Origin of the sequence: Geothrix oryzae (genome assembly GCF_030295385.1) — a bacterium.
Taxonomy (GTDB): domain Bacteria; phylum Acidobacteriota; class Holophagae; order Holophagales; family Holophagaceae; genus Geothrix; species Geothrix oryzae.
On sequence record NZ_AP027079.1, the window covers coordinates 682385 to 699341 of the forward strand.

Sequence of the window (16957 nt, forward strand, 5' to 3'; positions counted from 1 at the left end):
CATGGACGCCGCGGGAACCTGGATGGTTGAGCCCTCAGATCTCCTCGACGCTCACCCGCCAGGTGACGAGCTCCCGGGGCAGCAGGGCAGGCCAGTAGGCCACGATCTCCTGGGCCTTGGGACGGCCTCCGGCGAAACCGGTGACGCCCGCCGGGCCCGCCGTGACGAGCGGGGCGATCTCCCGGCCGAAGCGTTCCACTTTTTTCCGATCGGGGTCTTTCACGCTGAGGCGCAGCACAATCTCGGCGGGATCCGCCGGGGCGGGTGCGATGCCCGCGTGCACCGTGCTGGCGCCCAGGAATTCGGCGTCCGTGTGTTCGTAGTCGAAGCCCGCGGCCTTCAGGCGCTTCCAGACGATGTCCGCGCAGAGCTGCGCCTTCTCCAGGGCCCGGGGGCCGCAGAGGGTCAGCTGGCCCGTGGCCTTGTAGCCCTTGAGGTAGGCCCCGCTCACCTTGAGAAAGGGCGTGCGGGGCTTGCCGGTGATCCCGCTGACGCGCACCCGGTCGGGTCCGGCCGGTTCGAGGTGGATGCTCGTGAAATCCGCCACCACATCGGGCGTGATGTAGTTCTCCGGGTCGCCCATCTCGTAGACCAGCTGCTCGCTGACCGTATCCACGGTGACCAGGCCGCCGGTGCCGGCGTGCTTGGTGATGACGAAGGTGCCGTCCTCCGCGACCTCGGCGATGGGATAGCCCACATTCCAGAGTTCGGGCACCTCCCACCAGCGGCTGAAGTTCCCGCCGGTGCTCTGGGCGCCGCACTCGAGGATGTGGCCCGCCACCGTGCCCGCGGCCAGGCGGTTCCAATCCTCCGGGGCCCACTTGAACTCGTGGATCAGGGGCGCCAGGGTCAGGCCCGGGTCCGTGCAGCGGCCCGTCAGCACGATGTCCGCGCCGGTGTCCAGCGCCTCCACCATGGCCTGGGTCTGGAGGTAGACATTGGCGCTGAGGATGGTCCGCGGCGCGTCGAAGAGGCCCTCGCCGGTGTCCATGTTCGCCAGCTTCAGGCCCTTCGCCTCGAACTCGGGGAGCCGGGCCAGCACATCGTCGCCGGTCACGGTGGCGACCTTCAGGCCCGTGATGCCCAGCTGGCGGGCGACCTCCAGCACGGCGGCGCGGCAGGCCTCGGGGTTCACGCCGCCGGCGTTGGCCACCACGCGGATGCCGGTGGCCTTGAGCTGGGGCAGCACGCGCTTCATCAAGTCCACGAAATCGGTGGCATAGCCCAGATTCGGATCCTTCCGGCGCTGCTTCTGCATGATGGAGAGCGTGACCTCGGCCAGGTAGTCCAGCGTCAGGTAGTCGATGCCCCCGGCCTCCACCAGGCGCACCGGGGCGTCGATGCTGTCGCCCCAGAAACCTTGGCCATTGGCGATGCGGACGAGCTTGGACATCTTCAACTCCGATCGAGACGGACGATCAGTCTACTCGTACGGGAGGAATAGATGGGACGGGGCCCCATCCGCTCTGGGGGTTGTCGGCGGAACCGCGGGATCCCAAGGCGGGGAGCTACTCGTAGCGCAGCGCCTCGATGGGATCCAGCTTGCTGGCCTTGGCGGCGGGGTAGAGGCCGAAGATGAGGCCGATGGCCGCGGGCACGGCGAAGGCGCTGACGATGGCCCAGATGGGGACCGAACCCATGGTGCCCAGGAGGGCCTTGCCCAGGGCCGCGCCCAGGATGAAGCCCAGGCCCACGCCGATGGCGCCGCCCAGCACGCAGAGGAAGGCGGCCTCGATGAGGAATTGCAGCATGATGTCGTGGCGCTTCGCCCCCACGGCCTTGCGGACGCCGATCTCGCGGGTGCGCTCGGTGACGCTCACCAGCATGATGTTCATGATGCCGATGCCGCCCACCAGCAGGGCGATGGAGACCATGCCGCCGGCCACGGCGGTGATGGTGCCGGTGATGCCGCTGATGATCCCCGTGATCTGCTTGGGGCTAAACACCTTGAAGCCGCTGAGCTCCTTGCCGCGCAGACCCTTGATGCGGCGCAGGGCATCCTCCACCAGGGCGGCCCCGTCGTCGGCGGTGAGGCGGGGGTCGATGCGGGCCTGGAAGAAGAGCTGCCGGCGCTGCGTCTCGGACAGCTGGGCCAGGCCCGTGCTGAGCGGGATGAGGATGTTCTGGTCCGGGTCGTTGCCCAGCTGCGCACCCTGCTCCTCCAGCACGCCGATCACCTCGAGGCTGAGGGTCGGCGTGGTGAGGATGTGGCCGAGCGGGTTGCCCTTCAGGCCCAGTTTCTCGATGACCCGGGGGCCGATGATGGCCACCTTGTTGCCCAGCCGCAGGTCCGAGGGCACGAAGTTGCGGCCCGCCACCAGGTTGATGCTGTTGAGTTCGAGGTAGCTCTCGTCCGTCATGATGAGGTTGGCGTTGGCGGTGCGGCCATCGGCCTTCACCTCCGAGCCGTTGAAGAAGATCGGCGTCACTTGGGTGATCTGGGGCACCGCGTGGGCCAGGGCCCGCATGTTGTCCAGCGTCAGGTCCTTGTTCTTGATCTTGGTGAGCTCGGCGAAGGGCATGTCGCCCGGCATGACGGGCCGGATGAAGATGGTCTGGCTGCCCGCGCGCTCCACCTGCTTCAGGACGCTGGTCTGGAGGCCCTGCACCAGGCTCACCACCACGATCACGGCCGCCACGCCGATGATGATGCCGAGGGTGGTGAGGGCGGAGCGCAGCTTGTTGGCCTTGAGGGCGCGAACGGCGGCGGAGAGGGGCTCGCGGATGTCCATTATTTTTTCGTGTCCTTGACCTTCGCCAGGTCGCTGTCCGACCGGGCGCGCAGCGTCACCGTGGCCTTGTCCTTCAGCTCCTTCAGCTTCCGGATGGGCCCCGTGAGCACTTTGTCACCCTCGGCCAGGCCCTCCTTGAGCTCGAAGAACTGGGTGTTGGCGATGCCCACCTGCACGGTCCGCTCCTGGGCCTTGCCGCCCTTGAAGACCATGACGATGTTGCGGGTCATGGGGGCCAGGAGGCCCTGCTTCTGGGCCTCGTCGGGATTCCCCTCGCGCTCGAGCACGGCCTGCAGGGGGACGCGCAGCACGCCCTTGGCCTCGCGGGTGAGGATCACGGCGCGGGTGCTCATGCCGGGCCGCAGCTGGCCCAGGTCCGACGCCTGGCCCTGGAGCAGCACCTTCACCTTGTAGAGGTTGGCGTCCGTGCCCGTCTTTTCCGTGCCCGTGGCCACCTCGATGACGGAGCCCGGGAAGACCTTCCCCGGCAGCGACTCCACGGTGACCTGGGCGGTCTGGCCCACCTTCGTGCGCACCACTTCGCTTTCGTTGACCTTGATCTCCGCCTGCATCTCGCTCATGTCGGAGATGACCATCAGCGTGGCGCCCGGCAGGTTGCTCATGCCGGGAATGGCGGTCTCGCCCTTTTCCGCCTTCAGGCTCGTGACCCGGCCCGTGATGGGCGCGCGCAGGGTGGCCTTGGACAGGCCGTCCTGCATGGCCTTCAGGTTGGCATCGCTCTGGGCGACATTGGCCCGGGCGCTGTTGTAGGAGAGGACGGCGCTCTCCTTGGCGAGCTTCTGCTGGCGGAAGTCCTCGTCCGACATGAGGCCCTGCTGGCGCAGGGCCTCGTAGCGCGGGAAGCTGTCCACGGCGCGGCGCATGGCGGCCTCGAGGCGGGAGGCGTCCTGCCGCGCGGCCTCAAGCAGGCCCTGGGCCTGGGCCAGGGCCTGCTTGAGGCGCTCCTGGTCGATGCTGACGAGCAGGTCGCCCGCCTTCACATCCTGGCCGTCCTTCACATGGATGGCCTTGATCTCGCCGGCCACGGAGGTGCCGATGTTGATCTGGGTCTTGGCGCGGATCTCGCCGCTGGCGCTGATGGTCTCGCGGATGTCGCCGCGGCCCACCGCATCCCAGGAATAGGCGCTGTCCTCATCCTTGGCGCCGCCGAAGGCGATGCCGAGAACGATCAGGATGACGAGGGCGGCGGCCCCGCCGAGCAGGAGCTTGGTGTTCCGGGACGCCATCTACTTGGCTCCGAGGATGCGGAGGCCGATGCCGAAGGCCATGGGCAGGAGGACGCAGATGAGGGCCCCGGAGGTCTTCATGCGGACGAGGTGGCGCAGGGCGAAATAGGTCAGCACGGCCTCGGCCAGGTAGAACAGGTCGATGCTGTAGAGGAAGGCGTGGAGCTTGAGGTTCTCCACATGCATGAAGTAGCCCAGGGAGGTCGGGGCGAGCTTCTCGGGGGTGAGGCCGCCGATGGGACGCACCAGGCAGATGACGATCAGGAGCAGGGTATGGGGCAGCCGCACCAGGGTGGGGACCACGGCGGCACTGAGGGCCTGTGGGTAAGAGGGGGCTTCGGCCTCGGGCAGGGCCTTGCCGATCAGCCAGTAGAAGAGCCCCACCAGGGCCATGGCCGCGGCGGTGCCGAAGAGGGCGCCGATGATGCCGAAGGGGAGGACGAACTTCTTCTGCATCTCGATGATCATGTCGATCTGCGAGGCCTGGACCTGGGGATTGCGCTCCAGGATGGGCCGCAGCATCTCCTCCACATCCACCCGCAGGCCCCAGATCACCGTGACCACTAGGGCGGCCACGACGAGGACCCCCAGGGCCCAGCCCCAGCTGGGGGCCTTGTTGAGCTTCTGGAAGAGCTCCACGGGGGCCGTGAAGACGCCGACGATCTGGTCGATGAGCCCGGGGGCCTTGGGGCGCGGTGCCTCGGGCTGGTCACCGTACAGGGAGGAGGACTGATCGCTCATGGGGGTCTCCGGAGGCAACACCGTACTGGATAGGGGACCCCATTGTCCCATCCTTCCGCCCAGCGGCGGGAATCCACCGCCGGCCGGGCGGAGGGCTCCGGGGGATGGGCCATGACACTTCGTCAAGGAAGCCTTGAGATCCCTGACAATCAGGGCCCGCCGGCCTACACTGGCTTTTTCTCGTTCGGCAGCCATCCATTCCCATCCCGCCATTCCATCCCGGAGCTCCCATGGCCACCCTCGCCGCGAAATCCGAAGCGCTGATCCAGCAGGAAAACCAGTACGGCGCCCACAACTACCATCCCCTCGATGTGGTCTGCACCAAGGGCGAGGGCGTCTTCCTCACGGATGTGGACGGCAAGAAGTACATGGACTTCCTGGCCGCCTACTCCGCCGTGAACCAGGGACACAACCACCCGAAGATCGGCGAGGCGATGATCGCCCAGATCAAGACGCTGGCGCTCACCAGCCGCGCCTTCCGCAACGACCAGTTCCCCCCGCTGCTCGAGAAGCTCTGCAAGCTCACGGGCTTCGACAAGGCCCTGCTCATGAACAGCGGAGCCGAAGCTGTTGAAACGGCCCTGAAGGCCATGCGCAAGTGGGGCTACGACAAGAAGGGCATCGAGTACGGCAAGGCCGAGATCATCGTGGCCGACGGCAACTTCCACGGCCGCACCACCACCATCGTGGGCTTCAGCACCGACCCCGACAGCACCAGCCGCTTCGGCCCCTTCACCCCCGGCTTCGTGATCGTGCCCTATGGCGACCTGGAGGCGGTGAAGAAGGCGATCAACCCCAACACCTGCGCCATCTTCATGGAGCCCATCCAGGGCGAGGGCGGCGTGGTCATCCCACCCGACGGCTTCCTCAGGGGCCTGCGTGACCTCGCCACGAAGAACAACTGCCTCCTGGTGCTCGACGAGATCCAGTCCGGCCTGGGCCGCACGGGCAAGCTGTTCGCCTTCGAGCACGAGGGCATCCGCCCCGACGGCATCACCATCGGCAAGGCCCTCAGTGGCGGCTACTACCCCGTGAGCGCCTTCCTGGCCAACGACGAGGTCATGGATGTGTTCACCCCCGGCATCCACGGCAGCACCTACGGCGGCAACCCGCTGGCCTGCGCCGTGGCCAGCGCAGCCCTTGATGTGTTGGTGGACGAAAAGCTGGCGGAGCGCGCCGCCGAGCTGGGCGAGTACTTCGCCAAGCGCCTGAAGGACATGAAGTCCGACAAGGTGGAGCTGGTGCGCGTGCGCGGCCTCTGGGCCGGTGTGCAGCTCAAGGAGAGCGCGGGGAAGGCCCGCCCCTACTGCTACCAGCTCAAGGAGCGCGGCATGCTCTGCAAGGACACCCACGAGCAGATCATCCGTCTCGCGCCGCCCCTCGTGATCACCAAGGAGCAGATCGACTGGGCGGTGGATCAGCTGGAAGCCGTGCTTCAGGGCTGAATGACTGCACAAGTCACAATCTGATTACCCCATCCACGCCTGGGTGATGGGAAAATGAAGGACATCATCGGGAATTTCATAATCCCCGGAGTTCCTTCATGTTGAAAACGATCCTGACTTGCCTGTTGGTCCTGGTTCCAGGGGCGGCGCAGCCGCCCCTGGAACCGGCCGGCGTCCGGGCCTCTGGGGCCATTCCGGGCTTCCAGGCCGATCCGGCGCCACCGGCCTGGCTGCGCCTGGATTCCCATCTGCTGGCGGATCCCGATTGCCGCCACTACAGCTACGAGGCCTATGCCGCTCCGGATGGCTGGCTGGTGCGCTACATCATGTTCCCGGAGGACCGGGAGGATTTCCGGGAGATCGAGCAGGTCTTCCTCTATCCCAAGAACCGGGGCAAGGCGGAACGGATTCCACCGGCATCGGTGCAGATCGAACCCCAGGCGGCCCAGTGGAAGGGGCGCACCTTCCGGCTGGTGGACCGCCGGGATCTGATCCGGGATTGATTCCGCGTCACTGCCCGCGCCACTCCCGCGTGGCAGGTCGTGGCCGTTTCCTGGACACTGGAGGAGGAGGCGCCCGTGACCCCAGGCCGAGTCGAGTCCATCCACCTCGCCGCGGAGGCCGAGGCCTCCATGCGCGGCGTGCCCGAAGCCACCGCCCTCGCCGGGGTGGGCCTGGAGGGCGACCGCTACGCCACCCGGGCGGGCAGTTTCTCCGCCAAGCCCAAGCCGGGCCGTCAGATCACGCTCATCGAGGCGGAGGCCATCGAGGCGCTGGCCTTGGAGCTGGGCCTGGTCCTCGCCCCGGGGGAGACGCGCCGCAACCTCGTCACCCGCGGGGTGGCGCTGAACCACCTGGTGGGCCGGGAGTTCACCGTGGGCGAGGTGCGCCTGCGCGGCCATGAGCTCTGTGAACCCTGCGCCACCCTCGCCCGAGTGACGGGCAAACCCCAGATCCTGCCCGGCCTCATCCACCGGGGCGGCCTGCGCGCCGAGATCCTGGACGGGGGTGTGATCCGCGTGGGAGATGCGGTCCAGGTCTGACGATCCCCAGAATTTCGGGTCGCCCGGTTCAACCGATCGCGGGTCCACGGCCTCCATGGAAGGGTTGGGGGATACCGCCATGACGAGCCTTTTCATCCGATGGGACCTGCGCTTGACCTTCGCCGGAGGCCTCGCCCTGGCCTGGGCTGCGGCCTGGGCTTCGGCATGGACACCGGCCTGCGCCCAGAGCCCGGCGCCCCTGGTTCCGGCGAGCCGCCGCGTGGCCACCGCGCCGGATCGGGCGCCCGTGGCGCCTGAGGTGGCGGTGGAACGGCTTGCGGTCCAGCTGGGCCTGACCGACCCGCAGAAAATCCAGCTGAAGGCCATCCTGGCGGAGCGCCAGGAGCAGATGCGGGCCATCCAGGGCGATGCGTCCCTGCGTCCCTACCAGAAGCTCCGGAAAGCGCAGGCGGCCCACCAGGAATACGACCGGAGGATTCTCGCCACCCTGAACGACGAACAGAAGCGCCAGTACGAAGGGCTGGAAGCCCAGGCCAAGGAGGCGCTGAAGCGCCGGCGGCAGACCCGGAAGGAGTCTCTGGCGCCCAGCTACCCGGCGGACTGAAGGGGCTGGTCCCGGGGCGGCCGGGGGCCGTCCGGCGTCCGGAACCGGGCCAACAGCAGACCGGCGCCCAGGGCGACCCCGAAGGCGGAAAGCCACACGGCGCGCGGGCCGGCCTTGGCGTAGGCCAGAACGCCCAGCCAGGGGCCCAGGGCCAGGCCGGCGGCGAAGCAGAGGGAAAGCAGGCCCATGTACTCGCCGCGCCGGTCCGGGGGCGCCAGGGTGGCCACGGCGTCGCTCATGGCCGGGAACAGGATCATTTCGCCGAAGGTCCAGATCACCGTGGTGAGGATCAGTGTGGTGCGGCCCGTGGCCCAGGCCGTCAGGCCGAAGCCCGCGGCAAGGCAAAGCGCCCCGACGAAGAGCTGCCGGCCGTGCGGCCACCGGGCCATGGCCAGGTTCAGCGAGACCTCCAGGGCCACGATGATCAGGGTGTTGACCGTGAACAGCAGGCCGTAGAAGCGGCTGCCCAGGTCCAGGTCGCGCACCACCCACAGCGGCAGGGTGCCCTCGATCTGGAAGAACACCATCAGCAGGGGGACGAAGGGGAGGAGGAGGAAGGCCAGGTGGCGGTCCCGCCACGGGCTGGCGCCCCGCGCCTGCTCGTGATGGGGAGAAGGCCGGGGCGGCGTCTTCAGCAGCAGGCCCAGCAGGAGGGCCCCGGCCAGAGTGCTGAGTCCGTCGGTCCAGAACACCCAGGTGTAGCTTCGATGGGCGATGAAGCCGCCCACCGCCGGCCCCACGGCCATGCCCAGGTTCACGGCCAGCCGGTGCAGGGCATAGACGGCCTTGCGCTGCTCGGGCGGAGCGAGGTCCGCCAACAGGGCCATGGCGCTGGGCCAGAAGGCCTGGGTGAGGCCCGCCCAGAGGAAGATGAGGGCGAAGAGCAGCGGCCTGGCCGTGGCGAAGGGGAGCAGCAGCAGCAGCGTCCCCGACGACCAGAGGCTGGCCTTCAACACCTGGACATGGCCCAGCCGGTCCGCCAGCCGGCCCGAGAAGGGCCCGGCTGCCAGAGCTCCCGCGCCGTAGACCATCATGCCGAACCCGGCCTCGCCCGGCGTCCAGCGGCGGCCCTCGGTGAGGTAGAGCACCAGGAAGGGCAGCGCCATGGTGCCGAGGCGGTTGACCAGGGTGCTGGCGCACACCAGCCAGACTTCGCGGGGGAGGCCTCGGAGGCCCTTCCAGGGGTTCATGCCTTTCACTCTAGCGAAAGACCGGCGTTCTTCCCGCCCCGGGGCAGGGGGAGCGCCGAGGTCATCGGATTTTCTCTAGCCCCGGGCCCTCTCCCGACCGCTGCGGCACCACTCGCTCCAGCTGCCCACATACAGCGAGGCGCCGGAGAGGCCCGCCACCTCGAGAGCCAGGAGGGTGTGGCAGGCGGTGACGCCGCTGCCGCAATGGACGGTGAGGCGCCCGGGCGGTACGCCCCCCAGCAGGGCCTGGTACTGGGCACGCAGGTCTCCGGGCGATTTGAAGCGGCCTCCGGGGCCCAGGTTGTCCGTCCAGGACAGGTTCAGGGAGCCGGGGATGTGGCCGGGGACGGGGTCGAGGGTCTCGTTCTCCCCGCGCCACCGCTCGGCGGAGCGCACATCCAGCAAGCGGCGGGTGGGATCCTGCCGGATCGCGTCCACCGCCTCCGCGTCCGCCAGGGGAAGGGCCCAGCGCTCCGCCGGGTACAGCCCGAGGGAGGCCACGGCAGGCACTTCGACAGTCACTGTCAAGCCGGTCTCGACGGCCGCCTGGAGGCCGCCGTCGAGCACGAAGACGCGCTCGTGCCCGAGGGCCCGCAGCATCCACCAGAGGCGGGCCGCGGCATTCCCCCCGCCGCTGGCATCGTAGACGACCACCTCCGTGCCGGGATCGATGCCCCAGGCGCCCACCTGGGCCGCGAAGCGCGCCAGGGGCGGCAGGGGATGGCGCCCGCCCCGGGCCGGGTCATGGCCGGGGTCGGTGGCCGTGCTCAGGTGGCGGTTCAGGTCCGCATGGAGCGCGCCGGGCAGGTGGCCGGCAGCGTAGTCGGCGGAATCCTGCCGGGCATCCAGCAGGCGGACGCCGGGCAGGCGGAGGCGGAGATCGGAGGCGGACAGGATGGGCATCCCTCCAGTATGAAGCGGCTGCCGGCGGCAGTACCCTCAAGGCTGATCCTGGAGTCCCCATGTCCGACGCCTATGTTCCCGAATCCCGCTGGCGGACCCTGGCGGCCGCGGTCCTGGTGGGCGGGGGCCTGCTGCTGGCCGGGGGGGTGGCGGTGCGGGGCCTCTTCGGGGGCGGTCAGGAGGGCGGAGTCTCCGCCGGGGTCGATGTGAGCCGCGTGGCCTTTCGCGATGCCGAGGGGAACCGGCACACCCTGGCGGACTACCAGGGCAAGGTGGTGCTGGTGGATGTGTGGGCCACCTGGTGCCCTCCCTGCCGCAAATCGCTTCCGGAAGTGGCCGAACTCCAGAAGGCCGGTGGCGACCGCTTCGTGGTGCTGCCCATCTCCGTGGACCGGGACGGATGGAACGATGTGAAGCCCTTCCTGGCCCAGAACCCCCGACTGGGCCTCACGGCCTACTTGCCGGACGGGGAGCGCGGGTTGGAACCGTTCGGCGAGATCAGCGGCATCCCCACCACGCTCATCGTGGACCGGAAGGGCCGCCTGGTGCAGCGCTGGGCGGGCTACGCGGAGGGCCGGGCCCGGCGGGCCCTGGACGAGGCCCTGAAGGCCCGCTGAGCATGGCCGCCCAGCCTGCCGCCCCGCTGGCGGGCTGGCCCGTCTGGGGCCGGCCGCTGGGGTGGCTGGCCTTGATCCTGCTGGGACCGCTGTTGCTGCTGCCGACGCCCCTGGCCCCACTGGCTTTGGGCTGGGCCACCCTGCTGGCCCTGGTGATCTGGGGCATCGGGGTGGCGGCGGTGATCGGGGCCATGGTGGGGACCACCACGCCGGTGCTGATGCACCTGGAGCGCGGGGTCCGCCGCTGGGCGGCTCGGTTCGCGCCGGATCCCGGGGCCCTCTGGATCCAGTGGGCGAGGGAAGCACATCGCTCCAGCCAGGCCCACTGGTGCCTGGAGCAGGCAGCCGGTCTGGGCGGGGCCGAGGCCCTGTTCCAGGAGGGGTTGGCCTATCTCGACGGCGGGTTCGGCGCGGGCGGGCAGATCGCCGGCCTTGAACGCATGGTCCGGGCCGCGCAACAGGGGCATCCCGAAGCGGCCTTCTGGCTGGCGGAAGCGTTGCGCACGGGCCGCGGAGGTCGGGGCGATGCGGAGGGGGCGCTCCGCTGGTATCAGGCCTCGGCGGCGGCGGGGTTCGGTCCCGCGGCGGCCTGGCTGACCGAGGCCCACGCGAGGGGTGATGGCGTGGCGGTGGATCCGGGCCAGGCCCGGCATTGGGCCGAGGTCGCCGAGCGCCTGGCCCCGCACCCGCCCCTGAGTCGAAGCCTCCTGCGGCATGACGCCGCCCCGGAGGATCCCCTGGTCCAGGCGGGGGCCAGCTTCCTCCAGAGCCTCGAGGACATGGCGGACCGCGGGCTCCAGCACCGGGCGGGACGCTGGGCGCTGGGCGTGGGCGCGGTCCTGCTGGCGGGGCTGGGGATGGGCACGGTGGTCACCTTCTTCCTGGTGGGGGCTTCCGGGCTTTTCTTCCTGCCCCTGCTGATGCTCGCCCCGCCCGGGATCATGCTGGCCTGGCTGGCATGGCAGCTGCGCCGGGACCGGCCGCGGCAGGGCCGGGACCGCCTGCGCGAAGCGGCCGAGGCGGGGGATCCCGAGGCCTGCTTCCGTCTGGGCGTGGCCTACCGGAAGGGCACGCCGTCGATGCCCCCGGACGATTCGTGCGCCGTGGTCTGGTTCCGCCGGGCGGCCGAGGCCGGCCACCGGGAGGCCATGGGCGCCTTGGCCCAGGCCTACCTGGGAGGCCACGGCGTGGTCAGGGATCCCCGGGAGGCGGCCCGCTGGACCGAGGCCTCCCGCCAGGGCCCTGCATGAAATGAATCAACTTCTCGACCGGCTCGTCCGATGACAGGTCAGGGAGGTGTCATGCTCCGCAGCTCGATCAGCCTGGTGGCCCTGCTCGCCCTGATGGGCTGCAAGGACGACCCGCGCCGCATCGAGAACGAGAACCTGGGCGTCGCCGCCACCTTCCCGGGGCCGCCGAAGCTGCACCGGCACACGGACCCCGGTCCCTTCGGGGAGGTGGAGTGGTTCGACCTGGCCATGAGCCCGCCCGGGCGGCTGGACGAGACCTTCAGCGTGGCCGTGGGCAATCTGCCGCCGGGCGACAAGGGCGGGACCACGCCGCGGGAGATCCTGACCACCTTCCAGAACTTCCTGACCTACCGCCTCGGCGCCCTGCGGCGCACGGAGCTTCCGGCCGCCAAAGGGCCCGGATTCCGCTACAAGGTGAAAGGCGCCAACGGCGGCTTCATCGAAGGCGTGGTGGTGCTCCGCCGGGGCCGCCTGCACCATGCTCAGGCCGTCGTCCGCCGGGAGGATGATCCGCGCACCCTGGCCTTCCTCGACGACTTCGAAGTGCGAACGAGGTAGAGCCTCACCGCATGAGCGCGGCCACGGACTGGACCACCTGCTCCGGATCCGCGTCGATGGGCAGGCTCGGATGGGCGCCGGGCACGGCCCCGCCCACGCCCAGGAAGGGCAGGCCGGCGGCCTGGGCGGCGTTCAGGTCGTGGGGGCGGTCGCCCACATAGAGGTGGGGTCCGGGGCAGTCCTGCAGAGCCCGTCGCAGCAGGGCGGTCCGATCGTGGCGCGGCAGGGAGCCCAGGCGGGGGATGGCCGGATCGATGCCCAGGACCTCGGCCTTGAAGGCCAGGAGGTCCGGTGCGTTGCCGGAAACCACCCAGACCCGGTGATGGGCCGCCAGGCGATGCAGGGCGTCCAGGATGCCCGCGTAGGCCACGGCCTCGCGCCCCCCGGGGGCGAAGACGGTCCGGAAGCGCTCCACGCAGGCCGCCTCGTAGGCCTCGTAGCCCGCTTCATCGAGCCCCGTCTCGAAGCGCATGCGGTGCAGCTCGTCGACAATCTCCCAGTCCGTGGAGCCCGTGCAGCGGCCCAGCTCCTCCGCGCTGGGGGCGGAGCCCCATAGTTCGCCCAGGGCCTCCCGCAGCAGCACGAAGCCGGAGCTGAAATGGCCCAGGGTCCCATCGAGGTCGAAGCAGAGCGGCATGGCCCAGGATCTCACGGGATGGCATGCTCAAAGGAGGACGGTTCCTTGATGCACCTGCGAGCAGCGTTTCTACTGGCCCTATCCCTTCCCGTGGCGGCGCAGGAAGGGCTGCGGTACCGCATGCAGGTGTGGATGCGCGGCGAGGCCGCGCCGCTGGAGACCCGGTTCCGCCTGGTGGCCACGGCGGGCACCGTCAGCCACAACCGCGTGAAGAAACCCCGCATGGGCGGCTGGCGGCTGGAGGCGGACCGCACCCAGGGCACGCCCTACGCCCAGGCCCTGCTGCTGGGGCGGGCCGAGCGCCTGCTCTACCTGGCGGGTCCTTCGCCCCAGACGCGTGCCGAACCCATCGCCCTGCGCTTCGGGACGCGCAGCCTGCCGGTGTGGAGCCTGGAGCTGCCCAAGGGCCTGCACGCCTCCACCGCCCTGGTCGAGGTCGCCCCCCGGCTGCTGGCCCTCTGCGACCTCAGCGCCCGCTTCGAGCGCGGCGACCTCGCCCGGCTGGAACTGCACCTCGAGGGCCTGGACGCCACGGAATCGCTGGCCCCCGCCGAGGCGGGGACGGTGCTCCTCAGCACCCTCCAGGCCTGGTCGCAGGAGCAGCAGGCGGAAGCCGAAGACGGCGGCACCGTCCGGTAGCGGTCCCGGTCAGAGCAGGCTCAGGGTCGTGACCTTCTTCGTCAGGGTGGAGGTGCCGAATCCGGCATTGCGGTCCTCGCTGGTGGCCCGGCTCACCACCAGTCGGCTCCCGACCCGGGTGAACTGCCGCTCCTGACTGCTGCCGCCCTCGAAGCTGATGAACATGCGGCTGCCCTTGTAGGCCACGGTGCTGGAGAAGGCCAGGGGCAGGCCATCGGCACCCACCCAGACCTTCGCATCTACCTTGAGTTCCTTCAGATACTTCCTTTGATTCTCCGGGATCTTCGGGGTGAGCTTCAACACCAGCAGCTTCGCCGGCCGGCCCTGCCAGGCCTCCGGCCGCTCCTCGAGGAGCTGGGCCTGCCCCAGGTCGCGCAGCAGGGCCTCGGCGTAGTCCAGGGCCTCGGTGGCTTCCAGGGGGTCCAGGTTCCTCAGGGCGGTGCGGGTGGGCGCGGCGCGCTCGGGCTCGCGCTCCTGGGCGGCCAGCTCCCGGACGGCCTGCTGGAGGGTGGGCCGGGCCCAGGTCACGAGGAGCCCCCGGGGGCCCTCCTCCAGCTGGGCGGAAACCTTCCCCTGGCTGACGATGGGCTTCTTGTCCTCGGTGGTCTGGCGCCAGAAGCTGTGCTCCAGGGTGGCCTTCACGGCCTCGCCCCCGTGGGGCTTCTGGAGGGCGGCCCGCAGGTCGTCGAGGCTGTTGGCGCCCAAGGTCGGGGCCAACGACAAGGTCAGCGGCAGGGCCAGGGCAAGCAGGAGGGTGGGCAGGCGCATGGGGGCTCCGGGGTCGACCAGGGATGCCGAAGCTACGGGTTCCGGTTCCCGAGGGTTATTCTGGAGGACTCGGAGGAATCATGCCGTTCAGGGACGAATGCGGGGTGTTCGGGATCTGCCCCCAGGCGGAAGCCTCCCGTCAGACCTACCTGGGCCTCTACGCCCTGCAGCACCGGGGCCAGGAGGCGGCGGGGATCTGCTCCGGCGACGACCAGGGGCTGCACCTGCACAAGGCCCTGGGCTATGTGGCGGATGTGTTTACCGAAACCGTCCTGGACGGCCTGCCCGGTGATGCCGCCATCGGCCACACGCGGTATTCCACCACCGGCGGCAATGTCGCCTCGGCCGCGCATCCCTTCCTCATCCACGGCCGCTTCGGCCAGGTGGCCCTCTGCCACAACGGAAACCTGACCAACACCGAGACCCTGCGCGCCGCCCTGATCGCGGACGGCCACACCTTCACCAGCCCCTCGGATTCCGAAGTGCTGCTGGCCCTCATCAACCGGGCCCAGGCGGACACCCTGGAGGATGCCGTGGTCTCGGCCCTCCGCCAGGCGCAGGGCGCCTATTCCCTGCTCATCCTCACGGAGCACACCCTCATCGCCGCCCGGGATCCCCACGGCTTCCGGCCGCTGGCCATGGGCCAGATGAACGGCACCACCGTGTTCAGCTCCGAGACCTGCGCCTTCGATCTGGTGGGCGCGGCCTATGTGCGCGATGTGGCTCCCGGCGAAATGGTGGTCGTGCCGCGCCGGGGCGGGGAGCTCCGCTCCCTCTTCCCGTTGCCGAAGGTGCAGGCCAAGCCCTGCGTCTTCGAGCACATCTACTTCGCACGGCCCGACTCGCTGGTCTATGGCCAGAGCGTCATGGTGGCCCGCCGCGAGATGGGCCGCCGCCTGGCCCTGCGCCACCCCGTGGAGGCCGATCTCATCGTGCCAGTGCCCGACAGCGGCGTGAGCGCCGCCCTGGGCTACTCCGAGCAGTCCGGCATCCCCTTCGACTTCGGCATCATCCGCAACCACTATGTGGGCCGCACCTTCATCGAGCCCAAGCAGAACATCCGCAGCTTCGGCGTGAAGGTGAAGCTGAATCCGGTGCGCCACCTGCTGGCGGGCAAGCGCGTGGTGCTGGTGGACGACAGCATCGTGCGCGGCACCACCAGCAAGAAGATCGTGCAGATGGTGCGCGAGGCCGGGGCCAAGGAAGTGCACATGCGCATCGCCTGCCCGCCCACCACGCACTCCTGCTTCTACGGCATCGACACGCCCAAGCGGCAGCACCTCATCGCCTCCTACATGTCGCTGGCGGAGATCACGGCGTTCGTGGAAGCCGACAGCCTCGGCTACCTCGACCTGAAGGATCTCGAAGCCTGCATGGGCGACGATGGCCAGGGCTTCTGCTACGCCTGCTTCACGGGCAACTATCCCGTGGCGCCGGGCACGAAGGGCTAGGAGCGGTCCGGGGGCCCTTCCGGCGCTTATCGGTGCTTATCATGGGCCATGTGCCTCATCGCGCTCGCCTACCGCGCCCATACCGCCTTCGAGCTGGTGGTGGCCGCCAACCGTGACGAATACCACGCGCGGCCCACGGCCCCGGCGGGCCCCTGGGAGGACGCGCCCGGGGTGTTCGGGGGCCGCGACCTGGCCCAGGGGGGCAGCTGGCTCGCGCTGTCGGAGCGGGGCCGTCTGGCCTGCGTCACCAATGTGCGGCGCATGGAGGCCCCGGACCCGGCGGCGCCGTCCCGGGGGGCGCTGGTGGCCTCCTTCGTGCGGGGCCGCGAATCGGCGCACGCCTTCTCTGAAGGGATGGCCGCCCGGGCTATGGCCTACGCCGGCTTCAACCTGCTGCTGTGGGATGGCGGGGACCTGCGCTACCTGAACAACCACCCGCGGTTCCTCTCCCGCCAAGTGCCGCCGGGGGTGCATGTCGTCTCGAATGCGGACCTGGACACCCCCTGGCCGAAGACGGAGCGGCTCCGGGCGGTGATGGAGGCCTGGGTGGCCGCGGGGAAGGACGACGAAACCCCGCTGCTCGCCGCCTTGGCCGATGCACAGCCCGCTCCCGATGCGGACCTTCCCGACACGGGCGTGGGGCTCGACCTGGAGCGCCTGCTCTCTCCGCCCTTCATCGTGAGCCCGCGCTACGGGACGCGCTGCACGACCCTGGCGGCCCTGGGGCGGGACGGGACCGTCCGCTTCACCGAGCTGCGCTTCGACCCCTCCGGCCAGCCGTCCGGACGCACCGATGCGCGGTGGACCCTCGAACCGGAGGGCCGGTCGTCATGACGGGTTCCGGCCCCTCCGGGGCGCCTCAGGCCCGCTTCGAGGATGGCCTGCGCTTCCTGGCGGCTGCCCTGGCGCTGGATCTCGACCACCGTCACAGCGCGGCCATCGTGAGCACGGCCTGCGACGCCATCCAGTGCTTCCTGGTGGCCTTCGAAGCGGCGGCGCGGCGCCGCCTGCCGGATCCCCAAGGCGAAGTGGCCCGGCTGCGCGGGCAGCTCGAGGCCCTCCTCACCCCCCGGCAGAGCCCCGAGGATGCCGCGCGGAATGCCCTGGTGGCGGCGCGCCTGGCCCGGGATCAGGCCGCCCGGCTGCTGCCGCGGCTGATCGATTAGGCCGT

At 70.0% G+C, this 16957-nt stretch carries 19 protein-coding genes; 11 read left to right on the plus strand and 8 right to left on the minus strand.

What is annotated here, in order from left to right; all coding sequences use genetic code 11:
* Positions 1-34 precede the first annotated feature (34 nt).
* From QUD34_RS03095 to QUD34_RS03110, 4 genes are all read right to left on the minus strand, one after another.
* Positions 35-1393, minus strand: coding sequence for an acyclic terpene utilization AtuA family protein (locus QUD34_RS03095; protein WP_286355133.1), 1359 nt, complete (start codon positions 1391-1393; stop codon positions 35-37).
* 115 nt (positions 1394-1508) lie between these two features.
* The gene (locus QUD34_RS03100) at positions 1509-2732 is read right to left on the minus strand and encodes an ABC transporter permease (RefSeq protein WP_286355134.1); all 1224 of its coding nucleotides are present in this window, start codon (positions 2730-2732) and stop codon (positions 1509-1511) included.
* Positions 2732-3979 carry an efflux RND transporter periplasmic adaptor subunit gene (locus QUD34_RS03105; protein ID WP_286355135.1) on the minus strand — a complete coding sequence of 416 codons (1248 nt, stop codon included), beginning with the start codon at positions 3977-3979 and terminating at the stop codon, positions 2732-2734. Before QUD34_RS03105 ends, QUD34_RS03100 begins: the two co-directional genes overlap by 1 nt.
* Entirely contained in the window at positions 3980-4720 is a 741-nt protein-coding gene (locus tag QUD34_RS03110) for a YIP1 family protein (RefSeq protein WP_286355136.1), read from the minus strand.
* Positions 4721-4950: 230 nt separating this feature from the next.
* On the opposite strand from QUD34_RS03110, the gene rocD reads away from it, so the two are divergent.
* The 4 genes from rocD to QUD34_RS03130 all read left to right on the plus strand — a co-directional run bounded on the left by rocD (position 4951) and on the right by QUD34_RS03130 (position 7773).
* On the plus strand, positions 4951-6165 hold the full coding sequence (rocD, locus tag QUD34_RS03115) for an ornithine--oxo-acid transaminase (RefSeq protein WP_286355137.1): 1215 nt from the start codon (positions 4951-4953) through the stop codon (positions 6163-6165).
* Positions 6166-6263: 98 nt separating this feature from the next.
* Complete coding sequence (locus tag QUD34_RS03120) at positions 6264-6668, plus strand: hypothetical protein (protein WP_286355138.1); 405 nt, start codon at positions 6264-6266, stop codon at positions 6666-6668.
* 75 nt (positions 6669-6743) lie between these two features.
* A complete protein-coding gene (locus QUD34_RS03125) occupies positions 6744-7208 on the plus strand; it encodes an MOSC domain-containing protein (RefSeq protein WP_286355139.1) in 465 nt (154 codons plus the stop codon).
* A gap of 79 nt (positions 7209-7287) precedes the next feature.
* Complete coding sequence (locus QUD34_RS03130) at positions 7288-7773, plus strand: hypothetical protein (RefSeq protein WP_286355140.1); 486 nt, start codon at positions 7288-7290, stop codon at positions 7771-7773.
* Here QUD34_RS03130 and QUD34_RS03135 read toward each other — a convergent pair.
* Positions 7758-8963, minus strand: coding sequence for an MDR family MFS transporter (locus tag QUD34_RS03135; RefSeq protein WP_286355141.1), 1206 nt, complete (start codon positions 8961-8963; stop codon positions 7758-7760). The two genes, QUD34_RS03130 and QUD34_RS03135, sit on opposite strands and share 16 nt — an antisense overlap.
* A gap of 75 nt (positions 8964-9038) precedes the next feature.
* The gene (locus QUD34_RS03140) at positions 9039-9866 is read right to left on the minus strand and encodes a sulfurtransferase (protein WP_286355142.1); all 828 of its coding nucleotides are present in this window, start codon (positions 9864-9866) and stop codon (positions 9039-9041) included.
* Positions 9867-9925: 59 nt separating this feature from the next.
* Between QUD34_RS03140 and QUD34_RS03145 the strand changes: the two genes are divergently transcribed.
* From QUD34_RS03145 to QUD34_RS03155, 3 genes are read left to right on the plus strand one after another with little or no spacing between them, the layout of a single operon-like run.
* Complete coding sequence (locus QUD34_RS03145) at positions 9926-10483, plus strand: TlpA family protein disulfide reductase (RefSeq protein ID WP_286355143.1); 558 nt, start codon at positions 9926-9928, stop codon at positions 10481-10483.
* A 2-nt stretch (positions 10484-10485) separates the two neighbouring features.
* The gene (locus QUD34_RS03150; RefSeq protein ID WP_286355144.1) at positions 10486-11733 is read left to right on the plus strand and encodes a tetratricopeptide repeat protein; all 1248 of its coding nucleotides are present in this window, start codon (positions 10486-10488) and stop codon (positions 11731-11733) included.
* Between the two features lie 51 nt (positions 11734-11784).
* The gene (locus QUD34_RS03155) at positions 11785-12291 is read left to right on the plus strand and encodes a hypothetical protein (RefSeq protein WP_286355145.1); all 507 of its coding nucleotides are present in this window, start codon (positions 11785-11787) and stop codon (positions 12289-12291) included.
* Between the two features lie 4 nt (positions 12292-12295).
* Here QUD34_RS03155 and QUD34_RS03160 read toward each other — a convergent pair whose 3' ends face one another.
* On the minus strand, positions 12296-12928 hold the full coding sequence (locus QUD34_RS03160) for an HAD family hydrolase (RefSeq protein ID WP_286355146.1): 633 nt from the start codon (positions 12926-12928) through the stop codon (positions 12296-12298).
* Positions 12929-12976: 48 nt separating this feature from the next.
* On the opposite strand from QUD34_RS03160, the gene QUD34_RS03165 reads away from it, so the two are divergent.
* Entirely contained in the window at positions 12977-13567 is a 591-nt protein-coding gene (locus tag QUD34_RS03165; protein WP_286355147.1) for a hypothetical protein, read from the plus strand.
* Positions 13568-13576: 9 nt separating this feature from the next.
* Here the strand turns inward: QUD34_RS03165 and QUD34_RS03170 are convergent, their stop codons facing one another.
* A complete protein-coding gene (locus QUD34_RS03170) occupies positions 13577-14335 on the minus strand; it encodes a hypothetical protein (protein ID WP_286355148.1) in 759 nt (252 codons plus the stop codon).
* An 80-nt stretch (positions 14336-14415) separates the two neighbouring features.
* On the opposite strand from QUD34_RS03170, the gene purF reads away from it, so the two are divergent.
* From purF to QUD34_RS03185, 3 genes are read left to right on the plus strand one after another with little or no spacing between them, the layout of a single operon-like run.
* Positions 14416-15786 carry an amidophosphoribosyltransferase gene (gene purF / locus QUD34_RS03175; RefSeq protein ID WP_286355149.1) on the plus strand — a complete coding sequence of 457 codons (1371 nt, stop codon included), beginning with the start codon at positions 14416-14418 and terminating at the stop codon, positions 15784-15786.
* A gap of 48 nt (positions 15787-15834) precedes the next feature.
* Positions 15835-16620: an NRDE family protein gene (locus QUD34_RS03180; protein WP_286355150.1), complete on the plus strand. Its 786-nt coding sequence runs from the start codon at positions 15835-15837 to the stop codon at positions 16618-16620.
* A complete protein-coding gene (locus QUD34_RS03185; RefSeq protein WP_286355151.1) occupies positions 16617-16952 on the plus strand; it encodes a hypothetical protein in 336 nt (111 codons plus the stop codon). Before QUD34_RS03180 ends, QUD34_RS03185 begins: the two co-directional genes overlap by 4 nt.
* The last annotated feature ends 5 nt before the right edge of the window (positions 16953-16957 follow it).

What these genes read in the sequence shown, in the direction of transcription:
- QUD34_RS03100 (WP_286355134.1), bottom strand. Translation starts at nt 2,732, where the DNA reads ATGGACATCCGCGAGCCCCTCTCCGCCGCCGTTCGCGCCCTCAAGGCC.
- QUD34_RS03160 (WP_286355146.1), bottom strand. Translation starts at nt 12,928, where the DNA reads ATGCCGCTCTGCTTCGACCTCGATGGGACCCTGGGCCATTTCAGCTCC.
- QUD34_RS03150 (WP_286355144.1), top strand. Translation starts at nt 10,486, where the DNA reads ATGGCCGCCCAGCCTGCCGCCCCGCTGGCGGGCTGGCCCGTCTGGGGC.
- QUD34_RS03130 (WP_286355140.1), top strand. Translation starts at nt 7,288, where the DNA reads ATGACGAGCCTTTTCATCCGATGGGACCTGCGCTTGACCTTCGCCGGA.
- QUD34_RS03095 (WP_286355133.1), bottom strand. Translation starts at nt 1,393, where the DNA reads ATGTCCAAGCTCGTCCGCATCGCCAATGGCCAAGGTTTCTGGGGCGAC.
- QUD34_RS03155 (WP_286355145.1), top strand. Translation starts at nt 11,785, where the DNA reads ATGCTCCGCAGCTCGATCAGCCTGGTGGCCCTGCTCGCCCTGATGGGC.
- QUD34_RS03105 (WP_286355135.1), bottom strand. Translation starts at nt 3,979, where the DNA reads ATGGCGTCCCGGAACACCAAGCTCCTGCTCGGCGGGGCCGCCGCCCTC.
- purF (WP_286355149.1), top strand. Translation starts at nt 14,416, where the DNA reads ATGCCGTTCAGGGACGAATGCGGGGTGTTCGGGATCTGCCCCCAGGCG.
- QUD34_RS03120 (WP_286355138.1), top strand. Translation starts at nt 6,264, where the DNA reads ATGTTGAAAACGATCCTGACTTGCCTGTTGGTCCTGGTTCCAGGGGCG.
- QUD34_RS03185 (WP_286355151.1), top strand. Translation starts at nt 16,617, where the DNA reads ATGACGGGTTCCGGCCCCTCCGGGGCGCCTCAGGCCCGCTTCGAGGAT.
- QUD34_RS03135 (WP_286355141.1), bottom strand. Translation starts at nt 8,963, where the DNA reads ATGAACCCCTGGAAGGGCCTCCGAGGCCTCCCCCGCGAAGTCTGGCTG.
- rocD (WP_286355137.1), top strand. Translation starts at nt 4,951, where the DNA reads ATGGCCACCCTCGCCGCGAAATCCGAAGCGCTGATCCAGCAGGAAAAC.
- QUD34_RS03180 (WP_286355150.1), top strand. Translation starts at nt 15,835, where the DNA reads ATGTGCCTCATCGCGCTCGCCTACCGCGCCCATACCGCCTTCGAGCTG.
- QUD34_RS03165 (WP_286355147.1), top strand. Translation starts at nt 12,977, where the DNA reads ATGCACCTGCGAGCAGCGTTTCTACTGGCCCTATCCCTTCCCGTGGCG.
- QUD34_RS03145 (WP_286355143.1), top strand. Translation starts at nt 9,926, where the DNA reads ATGTCCGACGCCTATGTTCCCGAATCCCGCTGGCGGACCCTGGCGGCC.
- QUD34_RS03110 (WP_286355136.1), bottom strand. Translation starts at nt 4,720, where the DNA reads ATGAGCGATCAGTCCTCCTCCCTGTACGGTGACCAGCCCGAGGCACCG.
- QUD34_RS03140 (WP_286355142.1), bottom strand. Translation starts at nt 9,866, where the DNA reads ATGCCCATCCTGTCCGCCTCCGATCTCCGCCTCCGCCTGCCCGGCGTC.
- QUD34_RS03170 (WP_286355148.1), bottom strand. Translation starts at nt 14,335, where the DNA reads ATGCGCCTGCCCACCCTCCTGCTTGCCCTGGCCCTGCCGCTGACCTTG.